Raw genomic sequence first — 13,360 nt, 5'->3', positions numbered from 1 at the left:
GGGTGTGTCAGCTCCTGCGGTTGCCGTCGACCAGGGCCTTGCCGGCCGGGATACGTATCTCGTAGCCGCCGTCGAGCGCGGCGGAGCCACCGGCGGGCAGCTCCACCCGCCGCGCGCGGGTGCCGGGGGCGAACGTGTCCGGCCCCGCACCCTCTTCCGGGGTCGTCCAGTCCGCCCGTTCTTCGATGCGGATGTCGGGGTCGGAGGTGACCGGTACCCGCTCGCGGACCTCGACGGCGACGGGCCGCGCCAGCCGGTTGACCAGCTCCACACGGACGCGGTGGTCGAGCACGGTGGTGGTGTTGCGCAGCCCCGAGGACGACTCGCGCAGCTCCGTACGGCGCGTGACGCGGATCGCCTCGGCCGGCCCGAGCCCCACCCGGCGCGTCCCGCCGGGAGCGAGTGTCGGGAGCGCCGCGGTCAGGAGGAAGTCGTCGTCGACGGTTACCTCCACCGGCCCGGCCAGCAGCGCCTGATCGGTGGCGTTGGACAGCACCAGTGTCGTGTAGACGGTCTCCTCCACGGACGGCACGCAGAGGTACTCGGTCCGCAGACCGACCGGGATCTCGGTGATGGTCACCGTGTGCCAGGTGCCGTCCGACGGGATGTCGGTGCGCGCGTGCGCGTCGAAGCGGTGGTCGAAGGAGCCCGCCGACTCACGGGGCCGCACGGCGTGGCCGGGCAGCGGCAGCGACGCCACGGACTCGGCGTCGCGGCGCCGCTCGACAGCCACCGGGTCGAAGGACGAGTCCGGGAAGAGCAGCCCTCTGCGACCGGCCTGCTCCTCGGGACCTGCCAGGACGAGGGCGGCGTAGTCGAGTTCGGCGCCACTGGGGTGCGGTGGGCCAACGGGTGGTGGCGCGGCCGGCATCGCACCGCGGGGTGCCGCGGGGGCCGGCGGGCCGCCGGGAGCCGACGGCAGGATGGGTGACGCGCCGGAGCTGCCGGGAGCCGGGGGAGGCGGGGCGCCGTAGGCCGGCTGAGGCATGGGCGGCGCGGGGAAGAAGGCCGCCGGTGCCGCAGAACCGTATTCCTGTGGTGGCGGTGCCGATACCGGCGGTGGTGGGGGAACGGCTGTGAGGGGTGCCCCGGTGTCGTACGCCGGAACCGCCCCGCCGGCCGCGGGCGGCGTCACGGACGCCTTCCGCGCGGCGGCCGAGGGGACGCGAGGGCCCGAGGTGCGAGGGGCCGCTGTGCGGGGCGCCCCGACGTCGTACCCGGTGAACAGGTCGGACAGTCCCGAGGGAGGTTCCCGCCAGCCGGACGGCGCGGGAGCGGGCTGACGACGGCCGATCCGGATCGAACGGAGTCTGGGCAGCTCGGTGCGGCGGTGAAGGTCCGCGGTGGCCAGGGAGAGGCGTACGGCGTTCCAGTCCTCGCCGGTCCGCTGGGCCACCGAAGCCCGCAGCACCAGCCGGCCGCTGCCGTCGCCCTGCCGGTGGTCCAGCCGGTAGGCCGGGATCCAGACGGCGCCGGGCACTTCGTACTCCAGCTCCAGTTCCACTTCGGGTTCCTGCTCCGCGGCCTGCCCGTCAGATGTGCGGCCGAGGGTCACCAGGGCCGAGACCGTGGTCGACACATGCGCCGGGGGAGCGTCGGTGGAGGCGCGGGCGAGGGAGTCCACCGCGACGGTCAGGTCGTGTTCGGCCTGGAGCAGTGCTTCCTCCGACGCGTCGAGGCGGGCGTGCAGACCGGCCAGCCGCGCGTCCACGAACTCGGACAGCTCCAGCCACGCGTCGACCGGAGTGCGGCGGGGCGGCTCGTCGTGCTCGGGTTCGGGCGGTATCGGGCGGAGTCCCCGGACCTCCTCGACGAGACCCAGTTGCCGGTCCCGGCGCGCCCGCGCCGCCGCACACTCCTCGTGCAGCCGCTCCACCTCGCGCTCCAACTCATGTAGCGCGGCGCCGTCGTTCGGTACGGAGTCGACCTCGACCCGCGCCTCGACCACCCGCACCCCGGAGGCACCGACGACACGGGCCGTCAGGGAGCCGGGGCCCAGCGCCCGGGGCAGCCCGGTGATCCGCACCCTGCCGTCCGGCGGCACACCGCCCCGCGCGAGGCGCCGACAGAGCGCGCCCTGTGCGTAGACCACGACCGAGTCGAGTGCCGAATCCCAGCTCTGTGTCGCCCCAGCCTTCAAGTGCTCCCCCTGGCCGTGTTCCTGGCTGTGTCCGTACGGCCCGCCGCGTCCGTAGGGCTGACAGCGTACGCCTGAAGAGGTACGCCTCTTGAGACGGCCGGTGAGGAGCTCGGTGCGTGAGTGTGTGCGCAGGTGAGTACGGCGACGACGGACCGGATGAGTACGCCGACTCAGGGCTTCGGACGGTCCCGGGACGAGGATGGATCCCATCGCTCCACCATCGCTCCACCGTCGATCCGCCGCCCGAACGCAGGAGTCGCGTGTTCAGTCGCCTGGCAGCCGCCGTCGTCCCCGCCTTCGGGCGGCTGACGACCTCCACCGACGTCACCGCCCTCCCGGTGCCGGCCGTCCTCGTCGCCAACCACACCTCGCCGGCGGACCCCGGCATCGTGCTGGCCGCCCTGCGCTCCATGGACATCGAACCGGTCGTCCTCGCCACCGCCGGACTGTGGCGCGTACCCGTCCTGCGGTACCTCCTGGACCGTGACGGCCATGTCCCCGTGCACCGCCGTACCGCGCGAGCGGCGGACTCCCTGGACGCTGCCGCGGCAGCGCTCGGTGCGGGCCGCCACGTCCTCATCTACGGTGAGGGGCGGCTTCCGCGCCGGACGGATGCCGCCGAGGCGGCGCCCGAATCCTTCCGCAGCGGCCCCGCGCGACTCTCCCTCGCCTCCGGCGCACCCGTCGTCCCGATCGGTCAGGCCGGAGCGCGCAGGGTCGCGTCCGGCAGCCGTGCCAAGCACCTCGCGGGCTTCCTGACGGCACCGGTCCGCCGTCCGCGCCTCCACGTCCACGTGGGCGCGCCGCTCCACCTGCCCGCCGGGATCGAGGCGGCGAACGCGTCCGCGCACCAGGCCGTCGTGGCGGCCTGGCGCGTCGCGGCCGGACACCTGCACGAACCGGCGGCTCTCACTCGCTGACCGGTCCGCCCGTCTCGGCGAGAGTACGTCGGAGCGGTCGGAGCGGCTTTCGGACGGTCAACCGGGGCGACCGGTCCCAGGCGTTCCGCGCCGTCGTGAGCGCCCGGCCGCGGTAGCCGCGGAGTTGACCGCGGGAGAGCCGGGCGCGTTGACCCCCGCCCGTCATCATGGCGTTGACCGAGGCCATCGGGTCACCTCCGACCGCCCGTGAGGCGAGGGCTCCGACCACCAGGGGCAGGATCACGACCGCGAGTGCCGAACCGGTGGTGACGGCGGTGCGGGTGGCGGAGCGCAGGGGGCGGGCGGGCGGCATGTCCTTGGTCATGACGATAGTTCAGCAGCCGCCTTCCGGCGGGGCATCGGACGACCTACTCAGTCGAACTCGGCCGGCGTACTCAGCCGAGGCGACCGGCCGAGCGGGCGAAGCCGACGCGCCGCCCGCCGGGGAGGCCGCGGATCAGGAGGTCAGCCGGAAGGACTGGGCCGCCGAGCCGGAGCAGGTCTGCTGGGACAGCTTCGCGCCGTTGGCGGTGGACGATCCGTCGACGGCGAGGCACTTGTTGCTGTGCCGGGCCACGAAGCGGTACTGCCCGGACGCCCCCGACTCGGCACGCCACTGCTGGTTGGTGCCGCCCGTGTAGTCCCACAGATGGACCTTGACGCCGTCAGCGGTCGCGCCGGCGCCGCCGTCCACGTCCCAGGACTTGTTGTTGTGCTGGTTGACGGCCTGGTAGTAGCCGTCGCCGGTGGAGCGGAACTGCCACTTCTCGTTGGCGCCGTCACCGCACGACCACTGCTGGAGCAGGGTGCCGTTGGCGGTGCCCCAGTCGGTGGCGTCCAGGCAGGCACCGCTGTTGGTGTTCGCCACCCGGTACCAGGCACTGGTGTCGATCGGACCGGTCGGTTCGCTCCCGGACGGGTTCCACACGAAGGTCGCGACCGCGCCGCCCGGCAGGGTGTAGGCCAGCGAGCGGCCGTTGTCGGTGAGGGAGAAACGCTGCGTGCCGCCGGTGTTCACGACGTACGCGACGCGCGTGCCGTCCGGATTCTGGAAGGCGACGTTCTGGATGCCGCCGCCCGGGCTGGTGGAGCCGATCCGGGTGGCGCCGACCTTGACGAACTTGCTGATGTGGCCGAGCGAGTAGTACTCCGCGCCCCGGGTGACGTTGCCGTTCGCGATCTCCACCACACCGTTGCACCGGGTGCCGCACAGGCCCTGGTGCGGGCCGCCGCTCTGGTTGAGGGCGAGGTTCCAGGTCACCACGGTCTCGCCGCCGTTGCGCATGTTCTGCACGACGAGGTTCTCGGCCTGCCAGCGCAGGCTGTCGGCGAAGGTGCCGGCGGTGTTGTCGCTGTCGGTGCCGGAGCACTCGGTGAAGAAGACGCGCTTGCCGGTGCTGTGGACCTGCTGCTGGGCGGTGGGATTGCCGGCGTAGCAGTGGAAGGCGGCGCCGATGACCCGGCTGATCCCGTTCGTACGGGAGAACACGTCGAGCGGATAGTTGGGATGGTCCCAGTTGTGGTCGAAGGCGAGGATGTTCGTCGGCAGCCCGGCCGCGGTCAGCCGCTGGTCCAGGACCCGGATGAAGTCGGCCTGCTGCGCCGAGCTCATCGACATCGAGGGGTAACTCGTCGGGTTCTCGGGCTCGTTCTGCACCGTGAGGTCGGAGAGGGTGATGCCCTCCTGGCCGTACGCCTTGACCGCCTTGACCAGATAGTCCGCGAAGTCGCCGTAGTTCTCGGTCCGCAGGCTGCCGCCGTTGAGCGAGTTGTTCGTCTTCATCCAGGCGGGCGGCGACCAGGGAGTGCCCATGAACCGGATGGACGGGTTGACCGCGAGGGCCTGCTTGACGACGGGGATGATCTCCGCCTTGTCGCGGTCGATGGAGAACTGCCCGCGGGTGTCCTCGTACGAGTACGGGCTGTTGGTGGCGTCGAAGTCGGTGCTGGCGAGCGGCTGGCGCAGGTAGGACAGGCCGATTCCGTCGCCCGAGGTGGAGAACAGCGAGCGCATCAGCTCGCCTCGGCGGTCGGCCGGGAGCCCCTGTACGAGGCGCGCGGACGCCCCGGTGACCGAGGCGCCGGCGCCGGTGTAGCGCTGGCTGCGCTGGTTGCCGTCGATGCGCACGTCGGTGCCCTGCGGCGAGCCGTTGAAGGTGAGGGTGCCGTCGGAACTGAGCTTGCGGGCCCCGTCCCCGGTGGTCACCCAGACCTGGGCGACCGGGTCGGCGGCGTGCGCGGTGCCGCCGCCCGTGAGCCCGAGCCCGGCGGCGGCGAGGGCCAGGGTCAGGGCGGCGGCGATCCCCGCCCGTGACGAACGGATTCTTCGAAGAGGGAGATATGACACGGGTGCGGCTCTCCTTCGGTCGGTGACGCGTGGGGGACCCGGGCGGTCCGACCGCACCGTGAGGGAGGCGGCGGGCCTGCCGGGGTTCGAAGGGGTAGTGCACGCGTGCCGCCCAACCGGCGTGGCAAGGCGGGACGACGGCGCCATGAAAGCACACCTACTAAGCACTTAGTAAGTGGTCTGCATCACCATGTGAACCATGTCGGCAAGATCATTCGCGGGCCCGGCGGCGCAGCGTATGGTGAACGCGTGACTGACCAGTCGGTAGGCCGAGCCGCTCGGGGAGCCCGCGACAGGCCCCGCGTCCCCCGCAGTCCCGAAGCCCGGCAGCGCCAGCAGGACATCCTGCACATCGCGATGGACACGTTCGCGGCGCGCGGCTACAACAACGCCTCCCTGGCGGAGATCGCGGACCGGGCGGGCCTCACCCAGGCCGGCGTCCTGCACTGGTTCCGCTCCAAGTCGCTGCTGCTGACCAGCGTGCTCGAACTGCGCGACGACACCGACATCGAGCAACTCGGCACCGAGCGTCCGCGAGGACTGCGGTTCCTGCACCACCTCGTCGAGACCGCCCGGCGCAACGCCGAACGCGAGGGCATCGTTCGGCTCTACGCCGTGCTCTCCGCGGAGTCCGTCACCGACGACCACCCGGCCCAGGACTACTTCCGCAGCCGCTACGCGGGCTTGCGCGGCTTCGTCGCCGACGCCCTCACCGAGACGTGCCGGCTGGGCGACGGCGGGGCGGACGCGGAGCGCGCGCTGCACGCGGCCAACGCGATCATCGCCGTCATGGACGGCCTCCAGATCCAATGGCTCCTCGACCCGACCGCGGTCGACATGGCGGCCTCGACGGAACTGGTCATCGACGCGGTCCTCGCCCAGCTGACGCCGTAACCACCGTCCGGCGCGCGCCCGCTCGTCACCGCCCTCTCGCGGAGCCGGACGCGACCCGGACGAGACCTGGATGCCACCCGGGCGTGTGCCGGGTGACGGAACTCGGGTGTCCGGACGGCCCGTTCAGCCCAGCGTCGCGCTCGCCGCACGCAGTTCGTCGAGCGCCGCCAAGGTGTGTCCCGCCAGTTCGTCCTCGGCGTCACGGTCGCCCTCGGACCAGACGGCGAACCCCCGCTTGAAGGCCAGCATGCCCAACTCGCCCGCGAGGGCCGCCGTCGGGCCCGGGACGCCGCGGGCGGTCAGGGCCGCCGCCATCGCGGCCGCGAGGCTGACGCTCTTGAGGACGTCGCGTTCCTGTAGTTCGGTGCTGGCGGCGACGGCCGCCTTCAACCGTGGGGCCAGCTCGCGGTTCATGGGCCCCATCGCGCCCGAGGCCCGCTCAAGTCCGGCGGCAACCGCCTCCAGCGGACTGGCCGTACCGGGTGCCTCGGCGATGCCCTCGGTCAGCAGCCGGCTCAGCGTCTCCTGCCCGGCGACCAGCAGTTCGCGCTTGTCGGGGAAGTGCCGGAAGAACGTGCTCTTGGTGACTCCGGCGCGCTCGGCGATCTGCGCGACCGTCGTGGCGTCGTATCCCTGCTCGATGAACAGATCCACGGCCGCCATGACGAGGCGTTCGCGTGCGCCCGGTTCCCATCGACCCATATGCCGATCATACGTGACGGGACTCTTGTCCCATCACCCTGTACAGTGACGGGACAAGAGTCCCATCACTTGCGGGAGAGTTCCATGCGCGTTTTCGTCACCGGCGGCACCGGCCTGATCGGTACCGCGGTCGTCGCCGAACTGCTGGGCAACGGCCACTCCGTCCTTGCGCTCGTCCGCTCCGACGCGTCGGCGCGGGCCGCCGAGGCAGCCGGCGCCGAGCCGCTTCGGGGAGGTCTCGCCGACCTGGACGTCCTGCGGACCGCCGTCGCCCGGACCGACGGAGTGGTCCACCTGGCGTTCCGCAACGACTTCAGCAGCCCCGAAGCCCTCGCCGCGTCGGTCGCCGAGGAGACCGCCGCCCTGACCACCCTCGGCGAGGAACTCGTCGGAAGCGACCGCCCCCTCGTCACCGTCTCCGGTACGCCCTGGGTGCCCGGCCGTGCCTCCACGGAGGCCGACCCACTGCCGACGGACGGCCCGGTGGGTGGCCGCGGTCGCACGGTCGACGCCATCCTCGGCCTGGCCGCACGAGGGGTCCGCAGCACGGCCGTACGCCTGCCGCGCACGGTGCACCATCGGGGCGCGGGCGGGTTCGCCGGACTGCTGACCGAGACCGCGCGCCGGACCGGAGTCTCCGGCTACCCGGGCGACGGCACGCAGCGCTGGCCGGCGGTGCACGCCCTCGACGCCGCCGCCCTCTTCAGGCTGGCTCTGGAGCGGGGGCCGGCCGGTTCCGCCTGGCACGCCGTGGCCGACGAAGGCGACCGGGTGCGCGACATCGCCGAGGTCATCGGCCGGCGGCTGGGCCTGCCGGTGGAATCGGTACCGCAGGAGACGTACGGTCCGCTCGGCCCGATCTTCGCGACCGACCAGCCCTCCTCCGGCGCCCTCACCCGGCAGGAACTCGGCTGGGAGCCGAAGCAGCCCGGCCTCCTCCAGGACCTGGAGAACATCCAGCCCTGACGTCAGGCGGGCTGCCACGGTCAGCGCGTCCAGGCCGGTGCCTCCCCCTTCCAGCTCACCACGAGCAGGACGTCGTCGAGCGTGCCGGAGTCGAACAGGGCGCGGGCGCCCGCGTCGAAGCCGAGCCGCCAGTCGCCCGCCGGACCGGTCCCCAGGAACCCGTTCCAGGCGGTGGCGTTGCCCCGCCGGGTGCCGGCGACGCCGTTGGTCGCCGTCGCCGTGCCGCCGCTCGCACCGCGGGTCAGGGAGACCGCGGTGTCGGGAACCGGCGTGCCGCTCGACAGCCGAACGGTGACCGCCGCGGTCGTGAGCCCTTCGATCCCCGCCGGGAAGTCGACGTCGCGCAGCGGGAGCGTGATCGACCTCGCGGCGGGGTCGGCCGGGTTGTTGAGGTCGTACCACTGGTCGGGGAAGTCCCTCGCCAGGCTGAACACACAGTCGGCGCCACGGTCCCGGTCGGCGTTGAGCCGGGCGACCACCTGCTCGCGGTAGGTGTCGTCGTACGCGGCGGTGTAGTCCACCGTGACCAGCAGGTCGACGATGGTGGAGTAGTCGATCGGGTTGGCGGCGGGCGGCAGCCGGAACTCCCAGCTGGTGTCCACACCGCTGCCCTCGAACGGCAGCAGCATGTCCGACTGGGCGTCGAACTCGAACACCCCGCTGGCGTTCACCGGCGACGTCAGGGCGACGACCCCCGGATCGCTGCGCACCACGACCTCCTGGAACGTGCCGTCCCGACCGGTGGTGACCCGCGAGATGCCGTTCGAGTAGAGGGCGGCGCGGATTCCCCGGTCCGGCGGAACCAGCGCCACGAGGCTGGTGCGCACCTGACGGACCAGCCGGAGGTAGTGGCCGGGGAAGTCGGCGTCGAACAGGGCCGTGGGGGTGGTGAAGGCGAGCGTGCCCGTACGGCGGAACTCCAGGAACTCCACCGGCATCAGACGGGCCAGCGAGAACGTCTGCGAGAGGTTCAGGCGCCGGCGCGCGGAGCTGAAGGCGTACTCGTCGAGCCGGGCCAGATCCTGGGCGAGCTGTTCCGCGCCGGTGAGGCCCCGCCGGTCGGGACCGGCGTTCGAGGTCATCTCGGCCGGCGACTGGCCGTAGTCCTGGCGGATGAGTACCCGGGCGGGTTCCGCCCGCTCGAAGGCGAGTTGGGCCTGCGCCTGCCGGGCCGTCGCGGTGGCCTGCTGCAGGAAGTACCGGTACACCCCGCCGAGGGTGTCGCTCATCCAGAGGTACAGGTCGGCGTTGGTGAACTGGCCGTTGAGGAAGGTCAGGGTGGCCGTCGCCTGGTCGTGCTGGAGCGTCGCGACGTCCCGTTCCCGCTCGGCGATCGTGACCTGGTCGTCCGCCACGGCGATCTGCGCGGCGGCGATCTGCATGTCCTGCTGGGCGGCCACCTGCTGGCGCCGCCACTCGTCCTTGCGCTGCTCGATGCCGGCCCGCAGCTGGTCGGCCTGCAGTTGCGCCTCCAGATTGTTCTGCTGGAGCTGGAAGCCGCCCTTGACGGCCGCGGTGGCACTCATCGAGATGGCGAGGGCCTGCCGGGCGCCACCGCTGAAGATCGCGTCCATCAGGCTGGCCCCGGACGACGCCGCCTGCGCGATGGCGAGAGCCGTGTCCGCCACGGTGATCGCGTCCCTGATGTCACGCATGTCGCTGTAGTTGTCGAGCAGGTCCTGCTCGTACTTGTTCATGGGCGCGTCGAGGGCGGCGGCGAAGGACGCGGACATGGTCTCGGCCTTCGTCAGCTGCGCCGTGGCCGCGGTGACGGCGTCGTTGGCCTCGTCGACCCGGCTCAGCGCCACCCTGGCCTGCGCCGCGCTCAGATCGACCGCCTTGAGGGCGTCGTAGATCCGCAGATTGCGGTCGTCGTACTTCTCCAGTGCGGAGAGGTAGCCGGCCTCCATCTGGGCCGCCTGGGCGGCGAGTTGCCCGGCCCGCTCCAGCAGTACCTTGAAGCGGTACGGCGTCGGCCGGCTCACCGTCGCCGCCGCGAGGCCCTGGGTGCGCGGCATGCCCGCGATGTTGCGGCCCTGGCGGAGCTTGGCCAGCTGCATGTCCACCCTGGTGCGCAGAGTGCGGACCTCCGGGATCGGCAGTGCCGGCTCACCGAGGTTCGTCGGTGTCTGCGGCACCAGGGCCGCGGAGCCGAGCAGCCGGCGGGCGGCGACGTAGAGGGTGCGGGCGTGCGCGACCGATTCGTCGGTCTCCCGGGTGAACTCCGCGTCGGCGTAGTCGAGATGACATCTGATGATCGACAGCAGGGTGTACCGGGTGTGGGGCTTGGGACGTTTCGCGGACGCCGAGTCCGCCAGCGCGAACGGGTCCAGATTCGCCGTCCAGTTGGCCGGAAAGGTCAGATCGGGGCTGGACAGCGTCTCGCTGTTGATGCGGCTGTAGATCGAGGTCGGCGAGGTGAGGTCGTACGGGAGGACGATCCAGTACCAGTCGAGCGCCGCCCGGTAGTCCCCGGCCGCCTGAAGGCGCTGCGCGAGGAGCATCGGCACGGCCCAGAAGACCTCCCGGTTGTCGGCGTGCCCGGTGGTCTGCACGGCCTCGATCCCGCTCGACACGTTCGCGAGAGCCGTCTGGTGGGCGGCCCTGCGCTGCGCATCGAGATACGTGTACGGGGCGGGGAGGGTGATCCTCTTCGCCGCGAGGTACTCGGCCGCCAGCTTGACGGCCGTGCCGGCGGTGAACGTGGCTCCCGGCCCGCTGACCTGCGCGAACAGGATGTCCAGCGGCAGTGTCGGCGTGCCTGGTGTCATCGTCCTGGTGCTCGGGACGAGCAGGGCGGGGTCGAGGTGCCGCTCGGGGAACAGGAAGGCCGTGGTGGCCGCCTGCCAGGTGCCCTGTTCACCCAGCCAGGCCCAGGCGGCGGCGAACGTCTCGGGTCCGTTCTTGAACGTCCAGCCGGCCGCGGGATGGTCCGGGGCCAGCTCGCCCGACCGCTTCGCCGACAGCAGTGACTGCACGCTCTCGACCGCCTGCCCGATACGGGTCGTGCGCAGGGTCCCGCCGGCGAGCATGTCGACGAGGAACCGCGCCGACATCGACTCGCCCACCTCGCCCGCCGCCGTGGTCGTGGCCGCCAGGTCGGCGAGCAGCGCGTCGCGCAGGATCGGCAGCGCGGTCTGCTCGGCGGCGGCCACGGCCTGCGCGTCGGCCTCGCGGAGCGCCTCCCGCTGGGCGACCCTGGCGCGCAGCACGGACTGCCAGGCGGCACGGGCCCCGCCCTCGGCACGGTACGGGCCGGGCGCGGGCCCGGTCCCGCCGGTGACGAAGAAGTCCGGCGAGAGCACGAAGCCCGACTCCGCCGCCCGCCAGGCCGGGTACAGCTGCTGGCGCTTGTACGCGCCGGTGAGGACGGCCAGGCCGTCGTCCCACTCGGCCGTGGTGACCGTTCCGGCGGCGGCCAGCGCGCTCAACTGCCTGAGATACAGGAAGCCGTCCCGGGTCAGACCCCGGGCGGCGAGGGCGCCGCCGACGTCGGCACCCTGCGCGTCCTGAGCGGCCAGGGCGGCGAGGTCGAGGCCGGGCTGCGCCAGCGTGAGCATCGCGGTGAACGCGGCCGCCGGCGTCCTGCCCGTCCTGAGCGCGGACAGCGTCGCACGGTACGCGGACAGGGCCTGCGCCCGGTCGCTCAGCAGCTTGCGGATGGGGTCGCCCGCCGGCCCGTCGACGACATCGCCCGCGTCGATCACATCGGGATCGGCGAGCACTTCGAAGGCCCTCGGCGCATCGGGGTGCTGGTCCTGTCCGGCCCAGGCGAGCGACTGGGCGGACAGCCGCCAGCCGAGCAGCAGCGGCACACCGGGGACACGCAGCGGATCGGACGCGGTGGTCGAGGGCAGGCCGAACAGCGTCTCCAGGCCGGCCTCGGTCAGGGCGGGGCCGTCGACGAGCAGTCGGTCGAGTTCGTCGGGTGCCGTCGCCCCGAGCCGGATGCCGAGCCGGTCGGCGAGCGCCCGGCGGGTCGGGGCGTCGGCGCCCCTGGCCAGCCGCAGTTCCGCGTACGAGGTCCCGGCGGCGGCGAGCAGGGACGCGTAGGCCGTACCGCGGTACTCCTGTTCCAGGGCGGCACCGGGCGTGGTCGGCGTGTTCGTGGCCGCGATACGGGCCCGCAGGAGCTCGACGGGTATCCGTAACTGGTTGACCTCGTGGCCGCCCAGGTCCGCCTCGGCCGACAGCGGCTGGCTGAGCCGGTCGAGCGGCTGCCCGAGCGCCGCCACCAGGGTGGCGGTGTCCAGCGGTGCGGCGGGCGGCCCTGGCACGTTGACCTGCTCGTGCGCGAAGGACAGCAGCGCGGCGAGATACTCGCGCTCGTCCAGCCGCTGCTCCAGGGTCTCGGGAACGTACGAGCTGATCACCGTGGCCTGTACGTCCTTGGCGGTGACGTTGCCCGCGTTGTCGGTCGCCCACAGGTGGACGGTGTGCGCGCCGAAACCGGTCAGCGGTACGTCCGCGGTCCAGTTCCTGAAGTCGCCGCCCGCGCCCGGCTTCGCCAGGGTTCTGGTACCGGTGGGGGACAGCGCCCACTCCACCTTGGCGTTGCCGCCCGTCATACCGCTCTGCGCGTCGGGAGCCGTGCCCTGCAGCGGCGCGGTGGCGGCGCCCCTGCTGTCACCGAACACGGTGACGGGGGAGACCTGGAGATTCGGCGGCGAGGCGTCACGGCCGGTGAACGTACGGGTCTGCGTCGCGGTGAGGCCGTCGGGATCGGTGCAGGTGATGGTCACGGTCCGCGCCCCGAGCGGCATGGGCAGCAGACTGACCGGTATTTGGTAGGAGGCGACACCGCCCGATGTCACGGGCAAAGTCGTGTTGTCCCGCGTGATGGTGATGGTGAGCGGCGCGATCTGGGCGCGAGTCACGTCGAACCGGGCGGTGATCTGCCCGCTTCCCTCGAACAGGTCGACCGTGCTCCCGGCGGCGGGGGCCGACCAGGTGAACGCCGGTGGGAAGGCCGCCTGCACCTGGACGGTCTGGGAGACGCTGACCGGGGTGGACGTGGCGGACCACACGTCGGGCCACTGCTCGGGGTACGGGACGTACCAGCCGATCGCACGGTAGTTGGCGGTCACCTTGACCGAGATCTGCGTGCCCGGAGCGACGGACGCCGGCAACGGCACCTGAGCGCTCCAGCCCCCGCCCGATGCGGTCGCCTGCACCGCGGGCTGCCCCGCGACGGTCACCATGACCGAGTTGAGGATGTCGTACGGGTCGTGGTCACCACCCTGCGGGACGAGCCCGTTCACCTGCGCGGTCACCACGACCGTGCGCCGCACGACCGCGTTCGCGGTCGGCCCTGTGATCTGTACGGTGACGCTCACGTCTGTCTCCCCATCTTCTTGTTCACGTTGTCCACGCGCCGGATCGTGCGCCGGG

At 72.4% G+C, this 13,360-nt stretch carries 8 protein-coding genes; 3 read left to right on the top strand and 5 right to left on the bottom strand.

Translation table 11 applies throughout. From position 1 onward, the window contains the following. Positions 1–7: 7 nt before the first annotated feature. The gene (locus J8N05_RS42770) at positions 8–2,140 is read right to left on the bottom strand and encodes a DUF4139 domain-containing protein (protein ID WP_247706920.1); all 2,133 of its coding nucleotides are present in this window, start codon (positions 2,138–2,140) and stop codon (positions 8–10) included. Positions 2,141–2,400: 260 nt separating this feature from the next. Here J8N05_RS42770 and J8N05_RS42765 point away from each other — a divergent pair, with 260 nt between their 5' ends. Continuing rightward, positions 2,401–3,060 carry a lysophospholipid acyltransferase family protein gene (locus tag J8N05_RS42765; RefSeq protein ID WP_210892875.1) on the top strand — a complete coding sequence of 220 codons (660 nt, stop codon included), beginning with the start codon at positions 2,401–2,403 and terminating at the stop codon, positions 3,058–3,060. Here J8N05_RS42765 and J8N05_RS42760 read toward each other — a convergent pair. Beyond that, positions 3,050–3,385 (bottom strand): hypothetical protein, encoded by a 336-nt coding sequence (locus tag J8N05_RS42760; RefSeq protein WP_210892872.1) that lies wholly within the window; start codon positions 3,383–3,385, stop codon positions 3,050–3,052. The genes J8N05_RS42765 and J8N05_RS42760 overlap by 11 nt on opposite strands. 132 nt (positions 3,386–3,517) lie before the next feature. Beyond that, complete coding sequence (locus J8N05_RS42755) at positions 3,518–5,407, bottom strand: RICIN domain-containing protein (protein ID WP_407700007.1); 1,890 nt, start codon at positions 5,405–5,407, stop codon at positions 3,518–3,520. 249 nt (positions 5,408–5,656) lie between these two features. Here J8N05_RS42755 and J8N05_RS42750 point away from each other — a divergent pair, with 249 nt between their 5' ends. Then, entirely contained in the window at positions 5,657–6,301 is a 645-nt protein-coding gene (locus J8N05_RS42750) for a TetR/AcrR family transcriptional regulator (protein WP_282108202.1), read from the top strand. A gap of 123 nt (positions 6,302–6,424) precedes the next feature. On the opposite strand, the gene J8N05_RS42745 is transcribed toward J8N05_RS42750, so the two are convergent. Further along, the gene (locus J8N05_RS42745; RefSeq protein ID WP_210892870.1) at positions 6,425–7,003 is read right to left on the bottom strand and encodes a TetR/AcrR family transcriptional regulator; all 579 of its coding nucleotides are present in this window, start codon (positions 7,001–7,003) and stop codon (positions 6,425–6,427) included. A gap of 84 nt (positions 7,004–7,087) precedes the next feature. Here J8N05_RS42745 and J8N05_RS42740 point away from each other — a divergent pair, with 84 nt between their 5' ends. Next, complete coding sequence (locus J8N05_RS42740; RefSeq protein ID WP_210892868.1) at positions 7,088–7,969, top strand: SDR family oxidoreductase; 882 nt, start codon at positions 7,088–7,090, stop codon at positions 7,967–7,969. Positions 7,970–7,989: 20 nt separating this feature from the next. Here the strand turns inward: J8N05_RS42740 and J8N05_RS42735 are convergent, their stop codons facing one another. Beyond that, the gene (locus tag J8N05_RS42735; RefSeq protein WP_210892866.1) at positions 7,990–13,305 is read right to left on the bottom strand and encodes a Tc toxin subunit A-related protein; all 5,316 of its coding nucleotides are present in this window, start codon (positions 13,303–13,305) and stop codon (positions 7,990–7,992) included. Positions 13,306–13,360: the final 55 nt, after the last annotated feature.

This window comes from Streptomyces liliiviolaceus (assembly GCF_018070025.1).
Classification (GTDB): domain Bacteria; phylum Actinomycetota; class Actinomycetes; order Streptomycetales; family Streptomycetaceae; genus Streptomyces; species Streptomyces liliiviolaceus.
Note: the sequence above shows the minus strand (reverse complement) of the source record. Positions and strands in the feature narration are given on the sequence as shown.